General features: G+C 36.2%; 20 protein-coding genes. 16 read left to right on the top strand and 4 right to left on the bottom strand.

What is annotated here, in order from left to right:
- Positions 1-71 precede the first annotated feature (71 nt).
- The 12 genes from KEM10_RS05485 to KEM10_RS05430 all read left to right on the top strand — a co-directional run bounded on the left by KEM10_RS05485 (position 72) and on the right by KEM10_RS05430 (position 11919).
- A complete protein-coding gene (locus tag KEM10_RS05485; protein WP_212214488.1) occupies positions 72-1133 on the top strand; it encodes a hypothetical protein in 1062 nt (353 codons plus the stop codon).
- A gap of 260 nt (positions 1134-1393) precedes the next feature.
- Complete coding sequence (mbhE, locus tag KEM10_RS05480) at positions 1394-3676, top strand: hydrogen gas-evolving membrane-bound hydrogenase subunit E (protein WP_212214485.1); 2283 nt, start codon at positions 1394-1396, stop codon at positions 3674-3676.
- Between the two features lie 10 nt (positions 3677-3686).
- The gene (locus KEM10_RS05475) at positions 3687-4112 is read left to right on the top strand and encodes an MnhB domain-containing protein (protein ID WP_212214483.1); all 426 of its coding nucleotides are present in this window, start codon (positions 3687-3689) and stop codon (positions 4110-4112) included.
- Positions 4103-4441 (top strand): NADH-quinone oxidoreductase subunit K, encoded by a 339-nt coding sequence (locus KEM10_RS05470; protein WP_212214480.1) that lies wholly within the window; start codon positions 4103-4105, stop codon positions 4439-4441. Before KEM10_RS05475 ends, KEM10_RS05470 begins: the two co-directional genes overlap by 10 nt.
- 25 nt (positions 4442-4466) lie before the next feature.
- Positions 4467-5957, top strand: coding sequence for a complex I subunit 5 family protein (locus KEM10_RS05465; protein ID WP_212214478.1), 1491 nt, complete (start codon positions 4467-4469; stop codon positions 5955-5957).
- Positions 5958-5960: 3 nt separating this feature from the next.
- Positions 5961-6287: a Na+/H+ antiporter subunit E gene (locus KEM10_RS05460; protein ID WP_212214476.1), complete on the top strand. Its 327-nt coding sequence runs from the start codon at positions 5961-5963 to the stop codon at positions 6285-6287.
- Positions 6284-6586 (top strand): monovalent cation/H+ antiporter complex subunit F, encoded by a 303-nt coding sequence (locus tag KEM10_RS05455; RefSeq protein WP_212214474.1) that lies wholly within the window; start codon positions 6284-6286, stop codon positions 6584-6586. The genes KEM10_RS05460 and KEM10_RS05455 overlap by 4 nt, the downstream gene beginning before the upstream one ends.
- Positions 6546-6875 (top strand): monovalent cation/H(+) antiporter subunit G, encoded by a 330-nt coding sequence (gene mnhG / locus KEM10_RS05450; RefSeq protein WP_212214471.1) that lies wholly within the window; start codon positions 6546-6548, stop codon positions 6873-6875. Before KEM10_RS05455 ends, mnhG begins: the two co-directional genes overlap by 41 nt.
- 87 nt (positions 6876-6962) lie before the next feature.
- Positions 6963-8912: an ABC-F family ATP-binding cassette domain-containing protein gene (locus KEM10_RS05445; protein ID WP_212214469.1), complete on the top strand. Its 1950-nt coding sequence runs from the start codon at positions 6963-6965 to the stop codon at positions 8910-8912.
- A gap of 3 nt (positions 8913-8915) precedes the next feature.
- The gene (rlmB, locus tag KEM10_RS05440; protein ID WP_212214467.1) at positions 8916-9650 is read left to right on the top strand and encodes a 23S rRNA (guanosine(2251)-2'-O)-methyltransferase RlmB; all 735 of its coding nucleotides are present in this window, start codon (positions 8916-8918) and stop codon (positions 9648-9650) included.
- A 179-nt stretch (positions 9651-9829) separates the two neighbouring features.
- Positions 9830-10891, top strand: a complete 1062-nt coding sequence (locus tag KEM10_RS05435) for a uroporphyrinogen decarboxylase family protein (protein ID WP_212214465.1) — start codon at positions 9830-9832, stop codon at positions 10889-10891.
- A gap of 128 nt (positions 10892-11019) precedes the next feature.
- The gene (locus tag KEM10_RS05430; RefSeq protein ID WP_212214463.1) at positions 11020-11919 is read left to right on the top strand and encodes a DUF6263 family protein; all 900 of its coding nucleotides are present in this window, start codon (positions 11020-11022) and stop codon (positions 11917-11919) included.
- Between the two features lie 49 nt (positions 11920-11968).
- On the opposite strand, the gene KEM10_RS05425 is transcribed toward KEM10_RS05430, so the two are convergent.
- A complete protein-coding gene (locus KEM10_RS05425) occupies positions 11969-14176 on the bottom strand; it encodes a DUF3352 domain-containing protein (RefSeq protein ID WP_212214461.1) in 2208 nt (735 codons plus the stop codon).
- Between the two features lie 339 nt (positions 14177-14515).
- Between KEM10_RS05425 and KEM10_RS05420 the strand changes: the two genes are divergently transcribed.
- Complete coding sequence (locus KEM10_RS05420) at positions 14516-15721, top strand: MFS transporter (RefSeq protein ID WP_212214458.1); 1206 nt, start codon at positions 14516-14518, stop codon at positions 15719-15721.
- On the opposite strand, the gene KEM10_RS05415 is transcribed toward KEM10_RS05420, so the two are convergent.
- Complete coding sequence (locus KEM10_RS05415; protein ID WP_212214455.1) at positions 15689-16594, bottom strand: hypothetical protein; 906 nt, start codon at positions 16592-16594, stop codon at positions 15689-15691. The genes KEM10_RS05420 and KEM10_RS05415 overlap by 33 nt on opposite strands.
- A gap of 72 nt (positions 16595-16666) precedes the next feature.
- Between KEM10_RS05415 and KEM10_RS05410 the strand changes: the two genes are divergently transcribed.
- From KEM10_RS05410 to KEM10_RS05400, 3 genes are all read left to right on the top strand, one after another.
- Positions 16667-16897 (top strand): hypothetical protein, encoded by a 231-nt coding sequence (locus tag KEM10_RS05410; protein ID WP_212214452.1) that lies wholly within the window; start codon positions 16667-16669, stop codon positions 16895-16897.
- A gap of 45 nt (positions 16898-16942) precedes the next feature.
- On the top strand, positions 16943-17530 hold the full coding sequence (locus KEM10_RS05405; RefSeq protein ID WP_212214449.1) for a hypothetical protein: 588 nt from the start codon (positions 16943-16945) through the stop codon (positions 17528-17530).
- 133 nt (positions 17531-17663) lie between these two features.
- Positions 17664-18368 (top strand): SAM-dependent methyltransferase, encoded by a 705-nt coding sequence (locus tag KEM10_RS05400; RefSeq protein ID WP_212214446.1) that lies wholly within the window; start codon positions 17664-17666, stop codon positions 18366-18368.
- A 47-nt stretch (positions 18369-18415) separates the two neighbouring features.
- Here KEM10_RS05400 and KEM10_RS05395 read toward each other — a convergent pair whose 3' ends face one another.
- Together KEM10_RS05395 and prmA are read right to left on the bottom strand one after the other, a co-directional pair.
- Positions 18416-22813 (bottom strand): hypothetical protein, encoded by a 4398-nt coding sequence (locus KEM10_RS05395; protein WP_212214443.1) that lies wholly within the window; start codon positions 22811-22813, stop codon positions 18416-18418.
- 36 nt (positions 22814-22849) lie between these two features.
- Positions 22850-23689: a 50S ribosomal protein L11 methyltransferase gene (gene prmA / locus KEM10_RS05390; RefSeq protein WP_212214440.1), complete on the bottom strand. Its 840-nt coding sequence runs from the start codon at positions 23687-23689 to the stop codon at positions 22850-22852.
- Positions 23690-23717: the final 28 nt, after the last annotated feature.

Here is a 23717-nt window from a genome sequence, read left to right as displayed (position 1 = left end):
TATTAGTTATTGGTTCGTTTGGGATATCTCTCAAAAGACATTTAGTTTTAAACGGTGTTCAAAACAATCATATGAAGTTAGGACTAAGTAAAAAACAAGGGAAGTTTATTGGTGATATAATTGATCAATGGCACGAAACGGGTGTTATCAATGATGACACTAAAAAGCAATTGGAAGATAGTATAGAAGTTCGCTCGTTTGAATGGAAGAAATTAGCAGAATATTCGTTCTGGATTGCAATGATTTGTGTGGTGATTGCCTTTGCAGCCATGTTTGCCGATAAGTTTTTAATTGATTTAGTAGAAAAACTATTTTCATCGTCTAATTTCACATTAAGCATTGTTTTTGCCATTACAGCTGCAGTAGTTTATTATTGGGCTTATAAGCGTAGTCGGAAGTATCCGAATAAGATTTACAGTAACGAGTTTATTCTGATAATGGCTGTTTTATCAACAGCTACTTCCATTGGTTATTTGGGAATGGCTTTAGATAATGGAAGTGGGCATTTTTCAATTTTGCTATTGATTGCTGCCTGTATATATGGTGTTATAGGCTTATTATTTCCTTCTGTTTTAGTTTGGATTTTTGCTATTCTGTCGTTGGGCGCGTGGTTTGGAACCGAAACAGGCTATGTGTCGGGTTGGGGTGCATATTATTTGGGAATGAATTATCCACTTCGTTTTGTGCTATTTGGGCTTATACTAACTGGTATGAGCTTTCTATTCAATAACATTGTTTTTTTGAAGAAGTTTCAACAAAGCACCTACGTTCTTGGCCTTCTATATCTATTTATCTCATTGTGGATGATGTCTATCTTTGGTAATTATGGTAATTTCGATGACTGGTTTGAAACTAAGCAAATCCATTTGATTGGATATGGCATTATTTTTGGTATAGTTGCTTTGTTAGCCATCTGGTGGGGATTGAAGCAAGATGATTATACCAGTCGTAGCTTTGGTTTGACATTCTTATTTATTAATCTTTATACCAGATATTTCGAATTTTTCTGGGATGCCTTGCATAAGGCGATCTTCTTTTTGATTCTGGCAGCTACATTTTGGTTAATTGGTAACAATGCCGAAAAAATCTGGAATCTTAAGTTTTTAAACAGAAATTTCTCTGCTGACAAGTAAGAATGTATCAACTCATAAATATGTTAATGTAAATTAATCATATTATATGTAGGAGTTGTTCTTTTATCAATTTATGAGTTGCAATTGAGTGTGTAAATTAATATTAAAATACATTAAATACTTGATGTGTTAACTAGTATAAACCATAAGGATTAAAATATTGTTTATATTCGCCGTTGACCTCTCTTAAATTTTATGTAATCAAAATTGATTTTTAATTAGAAACACAGTTTCTTTTATCTTTTTAAATCTAACTGTTAATGATTCTAACTGCATTATTATTGGCCTTTTTATCAGCTTTGTTGCCATTTTTGTTTTCAAAGCTCGAAAAAGTGCAAGGATGGTTGGTCGCGTTAATTCCTGCGATATTGTTGGCTGCATTTGCTTCATTAGATGTGCTTAATCAAAGTACTATATTGGAGAGTACTTCTTGGTTGCCTGAACTTGGCTTGAATATCAATTTCTATATTGATGGATTAAGTTCACTATTCATCTATCTGGTTTTAGGTATGGGTATTTTCGTCTTCGCCTATGCTAATGGATACATGAAAAGTTACAGCGGCAAATCGAAGTTCTACAGTTTTCTGGTACTTTTTATGGCGGCCATGTTGGGTTTAGTAAGTGCTGGAAATATGATTTTGTTATTCATATTCTGGGAGCTGACCAGTATTTCATCCTTTTTATTAATTAGCTTTTTTCATGATAAGGAAAACTCGCGAAAGTCAGCTTTGCAGGCTCTATTGATCACAGGCGTAGGAGGGCTAGCACTATTAGGAGGTTTTGTTATTATTGGTTCCGTTGTTGGAAGCTACGAAATACAAGACTGGATAGATAACGCAGAGTTAATCCGTTCGAGTGGTTATTCAACGGTGGCTCTGATATTGATAATATTAGGCGCTTTTACAAAATCGGCTCAGTTTCCTTTTCACTTTTGGTTACCCAATGCTATGGCGGCACCAACGCCGGTTAGTGCTTATCTGCACTCGGCAACGATGGTAAAAGCTGGTGTGTATCTGTTAATGCGTCTGGGGCCTGTTTTTGGACCTACAGACATGTGGCAATTTACACTGCCTTTATTCGGTAGTATCACCTTTTTATTAGGAGCCTTCTTTGCAACTGTTCAAACCGACTTAAAAAGAATATTTGCTTATACAACAGTTAGTTCGTTGGGTGCTTTGGTAATGTTAATTGGTATTGATACCGATTTATCAATTCTGGCAGCATTGATGTTTTTATTGGTTCACTCATTATATAAAGGGGCCTTATTTATGTTGGCGGGTATTATTGATAAAAGAGTAGGTACACGCGATATTCGATTATTGGGTGGATTATGGAGGAAAATGCCTGTTGTAACGGTTATTACTGTTCTGGTACTTACCTCAATGGCGGGCGTGCCACCTCTTATTGGTTTCCTTGGTAAGGAGATGATTTACGAAGCCAAACTGCAAGTGCCAGAAGCGGCCCCTTATATGACTACGTTTAGTGTGTTGGGTAATATATTTATGGTATTTGTATCTATTTATGTGGCCTATAGGGTTTTCTTCCGAACACAAATACAATGGCCTAAAGAACCAACCCGAGCTGGAATCTCAAAAGTATTTGGCCCATTTTTATTGGCAACCTTCAGCTTGCTTTTTGGTATTCTTCCGCAACGATATATTCAACCTTATTTACAATTGGCCATTGATTCTGTAAGACCCGAAGATATCAAGCTGTCCATTCATTTATGGCATGGTTTCAACCTTGTATTAATACTGAGCATTATTACGGTAATGGCCGGAGTATTGCTTTTTGTATTTCGTAAAAAAACAATTCTTCTTTTTACATGGGTTTATGAAAGCATATTCAGTGTTCATTTCTCAGATAAGTTTTTTAAGGGAATTGATAATTTTATGAAGGTAAATAAGAAGAAAGCTGATGTGGTTCAGCATGGTTACCAACGCTTTTATCTGGCTACCATCTTCTCTGTTGCTGCACTATTCTTATGGTATATTATTGTACAAACCTGGGGGCAGCCATCTGTAGTTGATTTCGATTCATTGTCGTGGGTGTTAGCCGTTATTAGTGCAATTATTGTGGTTCTTTCATTTATGTCATTGCCTTCAACGTTACGCAGAATATCAGTTATTACAATTATTGGTGGTGTAGGATATGGAATATCGGCAATCTATTTGATGTATGGAGCAATTGATCTGGCTATTACTCAATTCTTGGTTGATTCGTTGACAGTTGTTTTGCTGGTGCTGGTGTTACCTAAGCTTCCTAAGCTGGTGATTTATACCAAAACCAAAGGAGCCATTAAAGATTTGCTGATTGCCGGGGCATTTGGTTCGGCTATGGGGATCATTGCTTTTACAGCTGCAACCAATCCCGATGTTGATAAGATCTCAGAATATTTTAAGGAGTTTTCGTTGAGCGTGGCTCATGGAAAGAATATTGTAAATGTTATCCTGGTTGATTTCAGGGGTATTGATACAATGGGCGAAATAACAGTTTTGGTATTGGCTTCATTGGGTATTTATTCATTATTAAAAATTAAATAAGCACGATAATATGAATGCAATCTTATTACAATTAGCAGCCAGAGTTATCCGTGTGGTAATGATTATAGCTTCGGTATTTGTTTTATTCCGGGGGCACAACCAACCAGGTGGAGGTTTCATTGGCGGATTGCTAGCTGGAGGAGGAATCGTAGTGTATGTAATAGCCTTTTATAATCATCCTTTATTATCAAAAACATTGCGTGCTTTAGCACCCATGCGGGTTATTGGTTTGATTCTTGCCTTAGGTAGCGGAATTCTGGGGGTGTTGTTTGGCGAAAGCTTTCTACATGCCTTATGGTGGAAAATTGAGCTGCCATTGATTGGAGCTATTGACATTAGTACTCCGCTTATTTTTGATGTAGGAGTGTATTTTGCAGTTATTGGCGTAATGGTGATGGTAATACTTTTATTGATGGAGGACAGAAAATGGAGTTAATATTATCTATTGTAATAGGTGTTTTGTATACCGTTGGTGTATTCTTTCTGTTGCGCCGTAGTATGATTAGAATAATACTGGGGGTGTTGTTTTTAGGCAATGCCACTAACTTATTAATATTTGTAGCATCAGGAGTAACTCCCGATGCTCAACCATCGTTTTTATCATCTTCAACCGAAGCAGCTTCATCAAATATGGCTGATCCAATGCCGCAGGCTTTGATTTTAACAGCAATTGTAATCAGCTTTGGTGTTGTTGCTTATTTGCTTACACTCTTGAGAAAAACACACGAGATTACGGGTGAAGAGGATATGGATCAGTTAAAGTAAGGTTTAAAAATTGTAGCGTTTTAATATGATTGTATTTGCACCTATTATAATTCCATTATTATTTATTATTCTATCACTTTCCTTAAACAAGGCTTCTAATGCGGCTCAGCGAATCGTATTTATGGCGGGTAATATTATTACCATTGGAGTAGGAGTGACCATTTTGGCTACTGTTTTGTCTGAAGGAATGATTGTGGCTCAGGCCGGGGCCTGGGAGGCTCCTTACGGTATTACCTTGGTGGCCGATACCTTTTCGGGAATTATGCTAACACTAACATCGCTTACCGTTGGTGTGGTTAGTTTGTATTCTTTGGCTTGGAAAGAAGATAATTTGAATACATCGGTCTTTTATGCTCTGATCTTTGGACTTCAGATGGGAATGAACGGCGCCTTTGTGGCGGGTGATTTATTCAATCTGTACGTATGGTTCGAAGTAATGCTGATTTCATCTTTTGTATTAATCTCATATGGAAGTGGTAAAGTTCAGCTAAAAGGAACTTTGAAGTATGTTACCATGAATTTGGTATCATCGTTTTTCTTTGTGGCTGGTATTGCTGTGTTATATGGTGAAGTTGGTACTTTAAATATGGCAGATCTGGCTTATCGTGTCCGGGAAATGGGAAGTGAGTTAAATATCTTTGCTCCATCAGCACTTATATTAATGGGATTTGCAGTTAAATCTGCTATTTTTCCATTCTACTTTTGGTTACCCGATTCATATCATACTCCACCGTTGCCTGTTTCAGCATTATTCTCAGGTACTCTGACCAAAGTAGGAGTATATTCAATGATCCGATTCTTTTCATTGATTCATGTAGAAGGAGATGTGTTTTATAACCAACTGTTTTTGTTTGTCGCATCAGCTACCATGATATCAGGCGTATTAATGGCAACTTCGCAATTTGAAGTACGTCGTTTATTAAGCTTTCATATTGTATCGCAGATTGGATATATGATTCTGGGACTTGGGTTATTTACCAAGTTGGCCCTTACAGGTGCTGTGTTTTATATCATTGGTCATTGTGTAGTAAAAACCAATTTGTTTCTGCTGAGTGGTATAGGTTATAAATACACCGGTACCTTTGATTTAAAGAAAAGTGGTGGTTTGATCAAGAAAAGTCCGTTTGTGGCTATCTTGTTTTTTATCTCCGCAATGGCCTTGGTCGGCATTCCTCCTTTATCCGGTTTCTTTGGTAAATTTATGTTGATAAAAGCGGGGATTGAATCCAAAGAATTTATTCATGTTGCCAGTGCTTTAGCCGTGAGTTTTCTAACATTATTCTCTATGATAAAAATCTGGAACGAAGCGTATGCGAAAGATCTTCCGCAATCTGTTTTAGAGAATGGTTTTAAATGGGGCAGACCATCCAATCAATTAATTGTGAGTTCTGTTATTCTCGTGGTAGTTACACTTGGTTTAACAGTTGGAAGTAAGTTTATTATTGATGTATGTAGTACTGCCGCCGATCAGTTATTGGATATTGATGGATATGTTAAAACGGTATTAAAAAAGTAAGCTATGATGAGAGTGTTTTATTTCATATTATTTGTTCCATATTATCTTGGAATGTTGATTAAGTCAAACTTCATTATAGCGAAATCTATAGTTGGCTCATTAGATCGTTGCAATCCTCCCGGTATTATTGCAGTTGATATTGAGCTGGAATCAAAAGTGGGTATTCTGGCTTTGGTTAATGCAATAACAATGACACCTGGTACTTTATCGCTCGATATTTCTGAAGATAGAAAGAAACTTTACATACATGGGATGCACATCGAAAGTCGAGAGAGCTTTATAGCTGATATTAAGAAGTTGGAAAAACGTATAAAACGATTTTTAAAATGATAGCAACAGCTGTACCTTATATAATTGGTGTTTTACTGCTGGCTCTGATTTTAGTTGTAATCAGGCTGGTGAAAGGACCATCAACACCCGATCGCATAATTTCATTGGATATGATTGGGTCGATACTAATAGGTATAATTATTTGCCTTGGTATATTAAAAAACAACAGTATTTATCTGGATGTGGTTTTAATTATCTCACTCATCCTGTTTATGGGAACTGTGGGTATGTCGAAATATTTAACTGAAAACGATACTAATGATGGAAATAGCGATCATAATCATACTGGCTCTAGGTAGTTTATTAATGCTTTTGGGAGCAATTGGTTTAATTCGCTTCCCCGATATTTTTATGCGGATGCATGCAGCAACAAAGGCCCCTTCATTGGGTGCGATGTTGATGCTTTTAGGCTTTGTGTTGTATTTCACAACTTGGGCAATTGTTGTCAAAGCCATATTAATCATTGTATTTATTTTTATTACCACACCTGTTGCTTCGCATGCTATTGGTGCAACAGCGCATCATTTAAAAATCAAAAAGTGGGATCGAATGAAGATCGATGATTTGGAAGAGGATAAGAATAAATAATTCTTTGCCAAAGCTTATTTCTAAAATGATTAACCTTTCGCTGTGAAGTGCTTGTAAAACCACTATCTTTGCACAAATTTTTTGCGAATGGTATCGATTAATCAGTTGACAGTTGATTTTGGAGGTTTTAAGTTGTTTGAGGATGTTTCGTTCTTGATTAATCCTAAAGACCGTATTGGTTTGATTGGAAAAAACGGAGCAGGTAAATCAACTTTGCTTAAAATTATTGCGGGACATATGGAACCTTCTTCAGGATTGGTGACTAAACCGCGTGATTTTAAGATTGGTTATTTGCCTCAGCATATGAATTATACCGATACCCGTAATGTGATGGACGAGGTGGAACAAGCTTTTTCGGAGATTAAAGATCTTGAGAGAGAGATTGAATCTATTAATCAGGAAATTGCTGAACGTACCGACTACGAATCGGAATCATATATGAAATTGCTCGATCGTTTAAACGAGAAGACTGAGCGTTTTAACTTAATGGGAGGAGCGAATCATACCGGATTGATTGAATCAACTTTAAAAGGTTTAGGATTTGAACAGTCAGATTTTAGTCGTAATACGGGTGAGTTTAGTGGTGGTTGGCGTATGCGAATAGAGCTGGCTAAAATTCTTCTGGAGCAACCTGATATTTTTCTTTTGGATGAGCCTACCAACCATCTGGACATTGATTCTATTCAATGGCTGGAAGATTTTCTAAAAACCTATAGTGGAGCGGTTGTTCTTATTTCGCACGATAAGGCATTCTTAGATAATATTACCAAGCGTAGTATAGAGATATCACTGGGGCGTATTTATGATTATAAAGCCAACTATTCGCGCTTTATGGAGTTGCGTCAGGAGAGGAGAGAGCAGCAGCTGAATGCCTATAAGAATCAACAGAAAAAGATTGAAGATACAGAGAAGTTTATTGAGCGTTTTCGCTACAAAGCTACCAAATCAGTTCAGGTACAATCGCGTATTAAGCAACTCGAAAAGATTGATAGGATAGAGGTGGATGAGTTTGATAAGGCTGCCTTAAATATAAAGTTCCCTGCGGCACCACGGTCAGGTACGGTTGTTGTTAAAGCTGATAAACTTTCCAAATCGTATGGCGATTTATTGGTGTTGGATGAGATTGATATGTCTATTGAAAGAGGTGAGAAAATTGCATTTGTTGGGCGTAATGGTGAAGGTAAAACCACCATGGCACGTATCATTATGAATGAATTGGCTCATCAGGGTAAAATGGACTTGGGACATAATGTGAAGATTGGTTATTTTGCCCAGGATCAGGCGGAGCGCTTAGATGATAGTCATACCATATTCGAAACCATTGATTTGGTTGCTGTGGGCGATATACGAACTAAAATACGTGATTTGCTTGGAGCGTTCATGTTTAGTGGTGAAACGGTTGATAAAAAAGTAAGTGTTTTATCCGGAGGTGAACGTACGCGTTTAGCAATGGTTAAGTTGTTGTTAGAACCTGTTAACTTACTAATCCTCGATGAGCCAACAAACCACTTGGATATGCGCTCTAAAGATATATTAAAAGATGCATTGCGCGACTTTGAAGGAACGGTAATTCTGGTATCTCACGATCGCGAATTTTTAGATGGTTTGGTCGATAAGGTATTTGAGTTTCGTCATCATAAGGTTAAAGAATACCTGGGAGGTATATATTATTTCCTTGAAAAGAAAAAGCTGGAAAATCTGAATGATTTAAATATAAAATCTGCTGATGTATCACCAAAGGAAGAAGTTAAAGCTGCATCAACATCTAAACTTTCTTATGAAGAACGAAAAGAGTTAAGTAAGAAGGTTAAAAAAGCAGAACGAATGGTGGCTGATTTTGAGTCGGGAATTGCTAAAATGGAAGCTACGTTAGAAGAACTGACAGAAGCCATCAGTAAGCCTGAAAATGCGGGTGATGAACAGATGTTTAAAGATTATCATCAGGCAGAAAAAGAGCTTGAAAAGCAAATGGAAGACTGGGAAAATGCTCAACTTGAATTAGAAGAATTACAGGAACAAAAGAATAAACTGGATTAAATTATGGCAAAAGATCAAATGGTGTTTGGTATACGTGCGGTTATTGAGGCAATTGCTGCAGGTAAGGAAGTAGATAAGGTTTTTATTAAAAAAGGATTGCAGGGTGATCTTTTTCAGGAATTTTTAGATGAAGTAAAAGCTAATAATGTTCCATTTCAGTTTGTTCCAATCGAAAAATTAAATCGTATAACCCGTAAAAATCACCAGGGGGTAATTGCTTTTATTTCACCGGTAGTTTATCAGGATGCTGAACAACTAATTCAAATGTTATACGATGAAGGTAAAGAACCTTTTGTATTGGTTTTAGATCAGTTAACCGATGTTAGAAATTTTGGTGCCATTGCCAGAACGGCCGAATGTGTTGGTATTGATGCTATAATTATAACAGATAAAGGTGGAGCTCCAATAAACGCTGATGCCATAAAAACATCTGCCGGAGCATTACATACCGTGCCAGTATGTCGAACATCAAGCCTGTTTAAAACAGTAGAATATTTAAAAAATAGCGGTTTAAAACTAGTGGCTGCTACCGAAAAAGGAGCGCAAGACTATGATAAATTAGACTATTCAGGACCTGTGGCATTAATTATGGGATCTGAAGATACTGGTATATCAAATCAGATATTGAAAATAGTTGATTATAAAAGTTGTATACCACTTAAAGGTGAGATTAAGTCGTTAAATGTATCGGTTGCAGCGGGAGTTTTAATGTATGAAATCCTTAAGTGGAGGAAATAAAATTTTATAAACAAGTAAATTTACCTGTAAATACACGGAAATAGGCAAGTTTATACGGTGTTTTTGGTGTAAGGTTTCATTAATTTTATCATCAGAAATTTGTTTTTTCTCATAATGTTTCTAAATTCGAAAGGTTTTGCGATGAGGAAAATCATATTTTTTAATCAAAAACATCGTTTATGATCCACAAGGAAAGAGTCCTGAAAGCATTGAATAACGAGCAACCCGACAGGGTACCGTTTTTCTATTGGGACGTACCCGAATTTGGTGTTAAGTTGATGAAACACCTGGGGTTAGAAAATCGTGATCAATTACTCGAATATTTAGATGTTGATTTTCGATGGGTGGAACCAGACTATGTTGGCGAACAGTTAATTAAAGAAGACGGAAAGAAGAAGGTTGATATATGGGGCGTTGGATATTCAAAAGTCAAAAATGGTGATTTTGAATATTGGGAAGCTACCAATTTTCCTTTAAAAGGAATAACCGATCCTTCTGTTCTTGAAGATTATAATTGGCCAACAACGAATTTGTTTGATTTCACAACTTTAACATCTAAAGTTGAAAAGTACAAAGACTATGCAATAATGACCGCTCCCGGTTATTCATCGCCTGGTCTTTTTCGTATTATCCAGCGTTTGTTGGGACGAGAAGCTTTCTTGGATGTAATTATGTATCATCCAAAATTTTTCGAGAAATTATCGCAAAAGATTGTTGGTTTCTATACTGATTTTATCGCCGAATTTTTTGATAATGGAGGTGATAAAATAGATTTTATTCGTATTGCTGATGACTTTGGAACACAGAGTGGACTGGCAATTAGTAATGATATCTGGGAGCAATATTGTAAACCTGCAATTGAGGCGTATACCGAAATACCAAAACAACACGGTGTTCGGTTTTACATGCATTCCTGCGGAGGAGTGCGTAAACTATTACCTGAATTTATAAGCTTGGGAGCAAGCATACTCGATCCTATTCAAACCCGTGCTTTTGGTATGGAGCCGTTAGGGTTAAAAGAAGATTTTGGTAATTACATTACTTTTTGTGGTGCCCTTGACGAAGAATTGCTCTTGAGAGGGGGAACACCTAAAGAAGTAAAAGATGGTGTAAAACATCTTTTGGATATGATGGCTCCAAAAGGAGGTTTTGTGTTAGGACCCTCACATAAACTTAAAGTTGAAACACCGGTAGAAAATGTGGTTGCAATGTATGAAGCAGCCAAAGAATGGTCCTATTAGTCATTGAATAATCGCATAACACAGCCTTATCTCTTATTTAAGAGGTAAGGCTTTTTTATTTGACATCACTAGAAATATTGTTTTTAATGTATTAGATTCGTATTCTGTTAAATTAATACCTATACGTTATGAAGAAACTAGTTTTGGTTTTTGCCTTAATGGCCTTTTCGTTGGTGAGTTTTGCTCAACTTCGTTATAATTTAGAAATTGGTGAAAAGTATGGCCTGAAGCAATTAACCATTCAAGACATTACCCAAACCGTTCAGGGGATGACTCAGAATATTAAAAATACCATTGGAGGTGACCTTTTATTTACCATTAAATCGAAAGACGGAAATGTTTATACAAGTGATTTTGTATTTGCTAGTCTGATTTTTAAGATGGAGAGTCCAATGTTTTCGATGGGATATGATTCGAATGATTCAAACCAGGAAGAAAATGAGATGACTAAACTTTTCAAATCTATTGTTGGATATTCATTTACCATGAAATTTAATGATAAAGGAGAGATTCTTGAAGTAGATGGTTTTGAAAAGTTAATGGAAAAAGTCAAAGCTGAATCTGGAGGTCAGGCATCCGGACCGATACAAGAAAGTTTAAAAAGTCAGTTTAGCGATGAGAGTATGAAGCAAAGTCTGGCTTCTATGCTTATAGTTTACCCCGATGGAAAACCAAAAACGGGTTTAAGCTGGAATACTACCATTGAACAAAGTGGAGCAATGCCATTGATTAGCAAGTATAACTATAAAATATCTTCAGCTAACTCATCAGTAGTTGAGATGGAAGGTGCGGGTACTATGGCAACTAAAGAGGGATTCTCTCAGGAAAGAATGGGTATGACTCAGCACTTTGATTTAAAAGGAGATGTTACCATGAATGCTAAGATTAATGCCAAAACAGGTTGGCCAATTACTATTAAACAAACTCAGGATTTGTCAGGTAATGTTTCGATTGAATCAGCTCAATTACCTGCTCCAATGGAAATGCCAATGTCAATAAAAGGCGAATCAACTTTTAGTGAATTTTAATGATCTAATTAAAAGATATGTGAAAAGGGGCTGAATTTCAGCCCCTTTTTTATTCTTTTCCTTTTTTCCAGTTTTCTTTACTAATTAAGTCACCTGCTTTGGTGTAGTATTTCCATTTACCATGACGTAAGCCGTTTTTATATTTGCCTTCAATTTTTAATTGACCATTTCTGTAATAATAGTAGGCATTACCATCAAATAAACCCTCATCCAGTTCCAGTTCTGCCTTCTTACGACCATTACTATAATATTCAATGTAGTCTCCATCAATTACATCATCATTGAAATTCACCTCAGCTTTAACTGTGTGTTCCTTATCATCAAAATAAAAAATGGCTGTACCGTCTACTTTACCTTCATCATAGGGAATAGCCGATGAAATATTGCTGGAGAAATAATAATTGCGCCATAAATCCTCCGGTATGCTATCTCGCATTTCGCCTTCATGAATTAAAACACTGTCTTGTACTTTTTCGGGATGGGATACATAATAATTAACGTGTCCTTCATTCCAAGGGAAAGTTTCGTCCAAACGCATCTTAAACCGGAGTTCCCGGTACTCATCAATATAAAGATCTTCAGCCGCGCTTTGCATGGCTTCCAGTTCTTCGTAGAGCATGGCACTTTCATCGTGTTGAGCTAATAATATTGTTTCAAACATATTGCCGTTTGCATTTAGTTGCCAGCCTATATTTGCAAAGTTTATCAACAGGTTTTTATTTTTCTTCAAGCTTCTTTTTGAACTGGCATCGCTGTAATAGTATAGATGCTGGTATACTTTTGGCATTTGAACAAACAATGAAAAATTACTTTTCTCATCAAACTGTTCAAAAAAGGATTTGAATGAAGGAGTGCGAGCTATTGTATTTCCTACCAGGTAATCATCAATCATATTCATTAAAGAATTTACTGAGTTGGAAAAAACTACATAGTTGTCGATATACGAAAAATATGGTTTCTCCATTCCCTGCATCAACTTACCAAAAAACAGTTTAAAGAATCCTTTCATCTGCAGTTTATGAATGTCATGATTTCGATAGGTGACCTGGTCAAATTTAACAGGAGTTCGTTTTTTAATGTGCTTTAGTAAAGTTTCCATATGCACTTTGGCCTCATCAATATTATTGGCTTTTACTGCTAGTAAAGCATCCAGTTCGCGTGCGTTACTTTGAGGTTGTAATTTGGCTAGGGCAAATTCACCTGACATCCACGAAAATAAAACGTCGTTAAAGTTAAGATCAAGCCAGTTCTCAGTCATTTTAATGCCAGAAACGTAGCTGTTATAATTTATTGAATCAACCAGTTTATATTGTTCTAACAAGTCATTATAGAATAGTTGAAAATTAGTGGTGTTGATCGACATAAACAAAGCTGTTTCAGAAGGTAGAATATTCTGAACCTCCAGTTTACCTGCATCAGCCTTTACCAAAGCATTTGCGATGGATGGTATTGAATCGAAATAGTTGGTGTACCCTGACAGGCTGATGTTTTCGTCTTTTAATTGAGTAATAAGTGATGAATAGGCCAGTATCTGACTGACACTCTCTAATGATTCTTTTAATTCTGGAGCAATACTACCTGCAAAAACGGGTAATTGCGAATAATTGATATAGAAGTCAATCATTCCTGCAGAAGTTTCGTTTTGTACTTCTAAAAACTCCTGACTATTAAACCATTCTTTGGAATTAATCGCTGTTACTGTCTGGTCGAGAAGTTTGCCGGAAAGCGAGCCTATTAGCAGGTTTTCGTGAATGCATAAATGAATAATATCTTTGGGTTGATCGTAACAGACGCTATAAACAGATGTGCTGTCAACCAATCTCTCTTTTAACTCATAATTCATTAATGAAGCCAGTTTGGGCAGAACCGATAATTTTCCATATTTACCTATGTCAACAGCAAATACGGTTTCAAAATCTTTGTCATTCAGCATTTGAACAGATAGAGCCAGTGGCCGATCTTTAAAAACGCTGCGCACAAATGGATTTTCAACCATTAATGAATCAAAATACATCATATTAGCTTCGTATTCATCAAAGTATTCTGCTTCAATCATACTTTCCCATAAATCACTCTTTTTAATCTCGCGCCAGGCCGATGTGAGGTTTTGAGTTTCTATAACTATAACCGATTCGGGACGCATAGCTTGCAACGGCTTAAGTTTTTCAACTTTTATAAATTGTAAATAAATAACGAAGGCGATGATACCTAAAGCCAAAATGCCCAGAAGCCAGAGTGTGTACTTAACTAATTTCATTCTTTTTTATGCAAGATTACCCTTGTCGAGAATCGTTTGTCGACAGTGTGAGTAAAGGTTTACATAAATAAAACATTTTTCTTTGTAAATCTGAGCTAATTCAAAAGGAAAACTAATTATTTAGAGTCTGTCTATAAAGTCTGCTGTTAAAGTTGTGTTTATACTCAAAATGGTTATTTATATCAGTTAACTCACATTCTTAGTACTTCATAAGGCTAGATATCGAATTTTCTATTCCAACCCCTAGATGTGAAGGATTGGCGCTATTTAGAATGAATTGGTTTAAAACGTTTTTGTAAAGAAGTTTTTGAAAGCCTATTTTTGCGAAAATTTTTTCGAATGTATTCAGGCAATATCACAAAATTATATCTGATAAAAATTGCGAAATGGTTTATGCTAACCATGCCTATTTTAATGCTGTTTTATCAGGACTTAGGCTTTACGGTGGAAGAATCGTTTCAGCTGAAGGCTATTTATAGTATTGCCATTGTAATATTTGAAATACCATCGGGGTATGCCGCTGATGTTCTCGGACGTAAACGGACTCTTATTATTGGCAGTATATTGGGTACTGTTGGATTTGCAATTTATTCCTTATCAAGTGGATTTTACGCTTTTGTGGCGGCCGAGTTAATACTGGGAATAGGGCAGAGTTTTATTAGTGGTGCCGATTCTGCATTGTTATACGATAGTCTTAAGGCTGACGGCCGTGAGAAGGACTATTTAAAGTACGAGGGGCGAAACTTTTCGGTGGGAAATTTTAGCGAGGCCATTGCCGGTTTTATGGGAGGAGCATTGGCCGAGTGGAGTCTTCGAATGCCTTTTGTTTTTCAAACAGGTATTGCATTTATAGCTGTTCCGGCTGCTTTTTTATTGATAGAACCTCAATTGTATACCCGCACACAAAAGGCCACATGGAAAGATATATGGAATGTGGTAAAGTATGCAATGATTAAAAATAAAAGCCTCCGATATAACATCATATATTCATCAATAATAGGTTCGGCAACTCTTAGTATGGCCTGGGTGTATCCATTGTATCTGAAAGAAGTTGGTTTTAGAGAAATACATATTGGAACCACCAGTACGGTACTAAATCTAATTGTGGGATTAACCACATTGGCGGCTTATAAAATTGAGCAAAAACTAAAGCCTAAATCAACAGTAATTGGTACCACCGTTATTATTACTGGTGCTTTTATATTGGCAGGATTAATACATTCGTATTGGGTACTTCCGGTTTTAGTGGTCTTTTATTTCTCCCGTGGTATTGCAACCCCTGTACTAAAAGATTATATCAACAGAATTACATCATCCGATATACGGGCAACGGTTTTATCAATACGTAGTTTAATAATCAGAGCTAACTTTTCGGTTTTAGCTCCCTTATTCGGGTATGTAACCGATCGCTTGTCATTAAGTCAGGCATTTACCATTATAGGGGCTGTTTTTATGGTGTTAACCGGTTCCAGTATCTTTTTATTTTTAAAATCGGTTGAAAAAGGAGCCGAATCAACTACCCTTTCTGAAGGAGAGATACAGTAAGTAAAACAATACAAATATGGGAAGTACAGCTGTTGGAATAGCAGCTTTCTGCCCGAATAACTGAAGAGCTGTTACCACTGCAAAGCCTGAACTTTTGATGGTCAGATGCAAATTGTCTGATGTTAGTTTGGCCTTGTTGGAGATAAAATGGCCAATTAGTTTTTCGTGTATCACACCCACCACAAAGTGCGATATAAAAAGAACGACAGCTATACCAATTAGCATTTCTGTTTGATCGAAAAATACCGATCGGTTTACTCCAATAGCTATAAAAATAAGTGTGGCAAAACCTATATCCACAATCTTACCGCGCGTTTTATTTACCATACTCTTTACTGAGCGATGCAATAATAAGCGGGAAAGGATAAGAGGAACGATGATTGTTTTAACCATCAAAATAAATAGTTGCGAGGATGATATGCCATCGTTTCCGGTTAAATACCCAACCAAAAACGGGGTAAGAACAATGGTGCAGATAAAAGCGCCCAAAACTCCTTTTACTGCATATTCGATGTCTCCTTTAAGAATACTTGAGAATGGTATAATAGCTACCCCTGGTGCTGTAGTAGCAATGATGACAAAGCCATAAAACAATTCCTTATCACTAATAAACAGGTGAGCAGCTCCAATCATTATAACTGCATAAATAAAGTAGTTAAATAGCGCACCTTTCAACATCGGAAATAGCAGTTTTGAAACAGGGTAGAGGCTTTGTGTTCTGATGTTGGTCATTGAAAAGGTCATAACCAAGGCCAGAATATAGGTAGTAAATAATTTAAGAAAATGTGCATAATCACCCAACCATAACCCAAATACAACTGCCATAATTAAAATTGTATTCCGATGTGAGAGTAATGAAAGAATTGATTTCATTTTAGTTGATTGATGGGGTTAATACAAACATACAAAATTGTGCGCCTTGTTTTTACTTGCAAAACATGATATATGTCTACTATAGAACAAATAGAATCACCTCTGGATTATTTAGGTACAACATCAAAACTGTGCGGCAAAGCTTTGCGTATTTACGAAAGAGATAAAAACTACAGAATTCAGCCTTTGCGTATTTACGGAAAGCCTCAAAACTGTGCGGCGAGGCCTTACGTAAATCTGTTTGGCACCAAAACTGAAGAATTCGGCCTTTGCCTTAAATTTAAATCGAACTCAGGTTATTAGTTAATTGCAAAACCTTTCCTATTTTTGAAGAATAATACAACAACTATGTCTGGAAAACCATTTCATACTTTGCCTATTCCAAGTATTTTTCATTCCGATAAGTCGAATCAGCCTTTTACAGAATGTAAGGTGTGCCAAAAAGATATTATTCGATCTGGCGAACCTTATATTATCGAAAAGGCATATGGTCAGGATCTGACCAAAGGAAGGAGGGAAGTGGTATTTGAACTGGCTTATTGTATGGATTGCGTGCAACAAATAAATGAATCGTTATCGCAAGAGTCGCGTGATAAAATACAGGCTTACTTCAAAGAAAATACAGATATAGATAAAAGAGATCAGGAGTTAAAAAAATACGAGTTATTTGAGACTGATATATGGCTTCAGAATTGTATTGTCAAAAACAAATCGATGGATGAAGTAGATGAATTTCAGATTTATGCTTTGTGTATTGGTAACGATATTCTGTTTCACCAGGCTCCATATATGGTGTGTGGCGATGCCATTGACGAGGTAATGGAATTATTATCGAATAAGAGTTTGGATATACTTAATGATCTGATGTCAGACATTCTTGATTTGCCACCTAATTACGATGAACTTTTGAAAAGACCAACTCCTCTTATTTTTTAATCTGAAAATTGTAGGTATAGCACTTTTATTAGAGCTATGTTGTAATTTAGCTTATACTGAAGCATGTGGTAGCCGGTTGTAAGCGATTGGTAATTCAACTGACTACTGCCTAAAAACTAATGAACTATTTAAAATGAAAGGTCAACTTTATATGATCCCCAATACAATGGGGGAGAGTGCCATTGAATATAACCTTCCGGCTGATGTGATAGACATTATTAAATCACTAAAGTATTATGTGGTTGAAAATATTCGTTCGGCAAGGCGGTTTTTAAAAAAGGTAGATAAGGAAATTGATATTGATGAATTGACTTTTTTTGTATTGGATAAGCATACAAAACCTAATGATATTCCTTCTTTTTTACGTCCATTGCACGATGGTAAAAACATGGGAATGCTGTCAGAGGCCGGATGTCCGGGAGTTGCTGATCCGGGAGCTGATATTGCCAAGCTGGCCCATGAAAACAAGATAAATGTAATTCCATTGGTGGGGCCATCATCCATATTAATGTCTGTTATGGCATCAGGATTAAATGGGCAGAGTTTTGCTTTTCATGGTTATTTGCCGGTAAAAAAAGGAGAGGCACCCAAAGCAATTAAGGCCTTGGAAGATCGATCGAGAAAAGAAAATCAAACGCAGTTATTTATTGAAGCACCGTATAGAAATATGCGCATGCTTCAGGATATAGTACAAACATGCAGTCCAAAAACACGTTTGTGTATTGCCTGCGATATAACACTCGATACTGAGTATATTGTTACAAAAACCATAGCGCAATGGAAGGGGAAACTGCCCGATATTAATAAACGACCAGCTATATTTTTAATTTTAGCATAAAAAAAAGCCGTTGAATTTCAACGGCTTTTCTTTTTTTATTTGTTGCTCTATTCAAATCGTTTTAAGAATCTGGCCTTCTTACTTTCTGGTGACATAATAAAAGTAAATGGCTTACCTTTTTGCTTTCTATCTTCAGCTTTAAGAGCTTGTACAATCTGGTTGTATTCCTTGTTAGAAGAAAGTGTTTGCATCATGTTGTTTTTATAGGTAAAGTATACCCAGGTATTCTCATCAAATTCGATGTACATATCAAGTGAGTTACCACTTCGTTTGCGCATCAGCTCAGCTTTTACTTTTACCTTTTTATTCACGATATACTCATTCAGGTAGGCAAGATCGGCTTCACCATCAGCCCAGAATGATCTTTCTCCCGAATCCCACACAAAATCAATATTACTAAATAGCAGAATTTGCTTAATTTCTTCAGGTAGTTTCTCCGATATTCCGGTGCCTGTTCTTTCACTTTCAATCTTTTCAGAATTGTTCTTGCCAATCCATTCAGCCATTCGTTTAGTAAATAATTCTTTCGTCACTTTCGAATCTTTAGCTGATGAATTTAAAATAGAACTGTAAAGTTTATCCAAAGCTTCCTGATTAAAGAAGAAATCAATGCCTAACATGGTACTGGCTGATAGTATGTTATTGTCGCGCTCATCTAATAACGAACCAGATGCTTTGAGTTTAACTTCGTCTAAGTCAATACCCATATCAATTTGTCCTTCCGCAACAATATTACAATCCGTCTCACGGAATCGAATAATATTACCTGTAGAATCAGGGTTTGCATGTTTATACTCTTCAGCAATATCAAACGACTGCTCTTTATCGTTGTAAATTAAATAGCCGGAACCCGTTAGCATTGGAATATCGCTATAGTCTTTTCTACTTTCAAGGAAAGAGCTATATACATGAGTACTGTCTTTGGTGATAAAGAAATCTTTATAAATATTACTGTATTCGAAACTTTGAGTCTCTTCATTGATAGGTATTCTAACGTTTTTAGCGTCCATACGCGAATCAAATCTTACATATGTCTGCGGACCGGATGAACACCTGTGTAACATTTGTGCACCTCCATTAAAGTTAAGGTCTTTAAAAGCTGCTTCTAACTTAATATCTCCTTTAAAAGCAAAATGACTGTTGAAGGTGAAAAGATCTTTTTCCGTGATTTTGCCTTCAGCAAACGTTTTGTTTTCCTTATCCAGAGTTATATTATGCATGTTGAGCGTTAGCTTTTTACCTTCACCATTAAAGTAGTCGTATTTACCGTAGGCATTGTATTCATATTTACCCAGTATATTTACATGAGACTCGTATAATACATGAGTAAAGGCGCTATCTTGCTGCAGGATTATTTGAACACTGTCCAGTGGATCAATCACCGCATCTTCTCTAATGGTAACAAGTCCATCGCTAATAATCATGTTGGCATCTCCAACATCAATTTGTTTAACTTCCTCAGCAAAGATTGTTTTTAACTCAACATCATATCGGGCCATAGGAACATAAAACGATAATGAATCCTGACGACGATGAGTAGAGATAAAGCGGTTACCTTTCGATCCACGCGCACCCATATAGATATCATTCAGATCCATATCCCAAGAGAATTCGCTAATGAATGAGATGTAGCGGTTGTCGGTAAAGTCAACCCGGCTACCACCAGAACGTGAGGAGAAAGTTCCCTGACGCGTTTCGAAATCAATATTGGAAATAAGATTGGTAGTGGCAAAGCTTACGCCTCCCATTTCAGCATTGGATAAGTTAAAGTCTGAAGAATCAGCCACAACGGTATGATCGCTGAAGTCCATTTCTTTTGAAACCAGGTTGGCACTTTTCATATAGAATGTGCCTCCACCCGTTGAACCATAAGGTGTTACTTTTAAGCGACCTTTCAACTGAGCTTCTTTATTAAACATGGTAAAGTTTTCCTCCTGACTTTGAGCCCAAATTTCTTCTTGCTCCGGCAGGTATTCGATCGATACATAGTTTGCTTGCACATCCGGGTAACGTGTACCTTCCACTCTTTTCTCGTTAGTGAATTTATGCGCTTGTCCTTTTACTTTATCGGGTAAGAAGGTAAATTCTTCAGAGTGAGAGGTAGTAGTAACATATTCGAGTACTCCATTTCCTTTTAACCCGGCATTACTCAAATCAATAGAATTGGTAAAGACAGCTTTGTTGTTATATATCGGATATCCATCAGCAGGAGTATCACGAGTGAATCCAAGGGAATAATCAGGTCGTATGGTTAAGCTATCCCTGAAAGTTGGAAATATATTCGATTGAAATTCTCCACCAAAGTTAAAGTTATCAGGTTTTAGAGTATTGATACTGTCCATCTCGAAAGGATCCAGAGTAAAAAAGAAATCTTCTTTTTTATAGGCTCCGTTTTGAATATTGGGTTGATTGAAGTAAACATACGATTCAATTTGACTGTTCAGGATAGGGAAATGAGAGTTTCTCCTAGCACCTGATTTATTATCAGCCTCATCAATTTGTAAGTATCCAGATAGATTAGCGATGGTATTTTCAACTGTCTTTAAAAGAGGTTGTCCAAAATAATCGGTTTCACCCGATAATACTTTCATTCTCAAAGAATCAATATTACTCATATCAATCCGGAAGTCTTCATATGAGAATTTAAACCCATTACCAAAGAGGTTTAACATACCGGCATTAATAGCACCACTAAAAACAAAGTTTCTGTTTTCTTTCAAAATAATCTCTTTGTTTTGAGGGAAGAAAACTACGTTTTGATGATCGCAGATAGAAATAGATTCTACTCCATTCATGTTTAAGTCGAAGTTTTTAAGATCGAGGCGGGCATTGGCAATTTCACCCGGTGTAATAGAATTAAAGCGTATTACATCAAAATCCTTTTGACCTAAACGAAAAAGTAAGTAATCTTTTAATCGTTGACGGATAACAATTTCATCGGTATTTACATTGTATTCGATAAATCCATAAAACGAAAGTTGTATTACTTGCTGACGAATCGGACTTTCTGGTAAATGCATGAATTGAGCATATTCAGTAGCGGTAAATGGTCTTCCATGGAAATATTTACTACAATTTTTTAGTCCTTGCAAGGGGTGAATGGCATCCATACCTTGCAGCCGATTGTAAAAATCTTCACGAAAATAACTAAGTGACTCGAAAAAAGCCTGGTTTTGAGCGGCTCCTGATATCATCTCCAGATCTAAATACTGACTTCCAACCTTCCATTTGATAAGCTCAACATCCATACTGATGTTATGAAATGTATCGAAGTAGGGACTCAAAGCTAAACCTTCACCATTCCTTATTAAATGAATTTCATTCAAATCGGCCATGTATTTAAAAATAAGTCCGGGATGATATATGTTTTGAGTATCTAGCGAGATGCTGATTTCGGTATTATTACTTAATATCTGATCTTTCCTTAAGGCAAAGAAAAGTGATTTGGCTGTCATAAAAGCTGTGTCATTTCGAGATACAGTTATGACTGCCGGATTTTCTTCAGTTCCAGCCCCCATGAATTTGGCTCCGTTTTGTGCAAATCCACCTTCATAATCAATATTTGGATGTATTTTTTCAATGGTAAAACGTTGCTTGGTAGTTATAAATTTGGGGTAAATAGTTGAACTGGGAGAGGAAATAGCCATTACTTTATTGGATATTTTACCTTCCAGCGGATGATCGAAATAGTGTTTGTTATAAAACTGAACTGAATCAACTTCGAAAGATGGATCATCCATTTCTACTTCATAATCATCAAAAGTAGCATATACCATATCCGGTTTAAAATCTGATCTTTCCCAGGTAACTCGTCCTTTATCACCTTTCCAAATTTTATCGATTGGATAAAAGATACCTTTGGTATCGTAAATAATAATACTATCGTTTCTTGAATTACAAATTAAATTAGTTTCACCTACTTCAATTGCCAGTTTATTATTGTTATAGAAATATTTATAATTATTTGTGCTGCATTTCCAGCTAACTGCAGGAGTGGAAAAAATGGTATTAGTTGCTATAAGGTCCTCACTAATCTTTAAGAACTTATTCAGGTTTCGTAAAGGATAGCGAGGGGTTTCCAACAAGGAAGTGACCTTATTATGCCAGTTTTTAAAGCTGATTTCATCATGACCGTTATTTTTAAAGGTCATGATGGTAGAAAGGTAGATGTTATAATCAGGATAGGGACGAGCTCTTTTCTTCCCTAATTGGTTACAGGTATTAATAACTAACTGTTTAAGTGAGTCATCTGTTTCGGGATTCATCCAGAATACCTCAAAATTATCCATAAATTCTTTGGCAGCTTTTTTATTAGCTACATTCTTGAATTTATCGTTCATCTCATCCAGAAAAACTTCCGGTGAATCACTGAACTTTGTTACTTGGGCTGATACAGATGTTAAAACAAATAGAAATAATGATAGAGCTCGTAAACGTTTGATCATAGATTATAAACTTTTCAGCAATGGCTTTAATTTGTGTTATTTAGCCAGTATATACGCAGCTGCCACCCAATTGTTGTCATTTTTATGCGAATAATAATTCAATTGGTGTTTTTGACATTCCTGAGTAATTATTTCTAGGTCTTCCTGATAAAAACCACTTAAGATAAGTTTGCCTCCAGGCACTAGGCTTTTTTGGTATTTTTTAATGTCTTCCAGTAGAATGTTTCTATTAATATTTGCCAGAATGATTTCAAAAGAGCGTTCACCTATTTTTTCGGCTCCACCCATTTCAATGGTCATATTACTAATGTTATTTAAGGCTAAGTTTTCAATAGCATTGTTGTACGCCCATTCATCAATATCAATGCCCACAACCGAAGCAGCTTTCTTTTTTGCGCAGAGCATACCTAATATTCCTGTTCCACAGCCCATATCCAGCACTTTGGTGCCTTTTATGTCAGTTTCTAATATAAACTGCAACATTTGACTGGTTGTAGAATGATGTCCGGTACCAAATGACATTTTAGGTTCTATCAAAATTTCATGCTTGTAACTACCTTCTACTTTATCAAATGGCCTGCGAACAATACATTTATCATCAATAATAATCGGTTGGAAATAATTCTTCTCCCACTCCTCATTCCAATTAACATCAGGCATTACTTCATTCGTGAATGCAAGCTTTGTATCTTCAAACGGAATTTCAATTGATTTAAGAAGACTAGAATTGAAATCTTTAGTAGGTATATATGCATCAAAACCGTAATCGGTTTCACTAAAACTTTCAAATCCAAGTTCACCCATTTGCGCCATTAACAGGTCGTTGGCAATTTCATTGGAGGGGGTAACGGTTACAGCTACTTTAGTATATTCCATTATTTTTTTTTGCAAAAATACAGAAAAG

Source organism: Carboxylicivirga linearis (assembly GCF_018271995.1).
GTDB lineage: Bacteria > Bacteroidota > Bacteroidia > Bacteroidales > Marinilabiliaceae > Carboxylicivirga > Carboxylicivirga linearis.
Note: the sequence above shows the minus strand (reverse complement) of the source record. Positions and strands in the feature narration are given on the sequence as shown.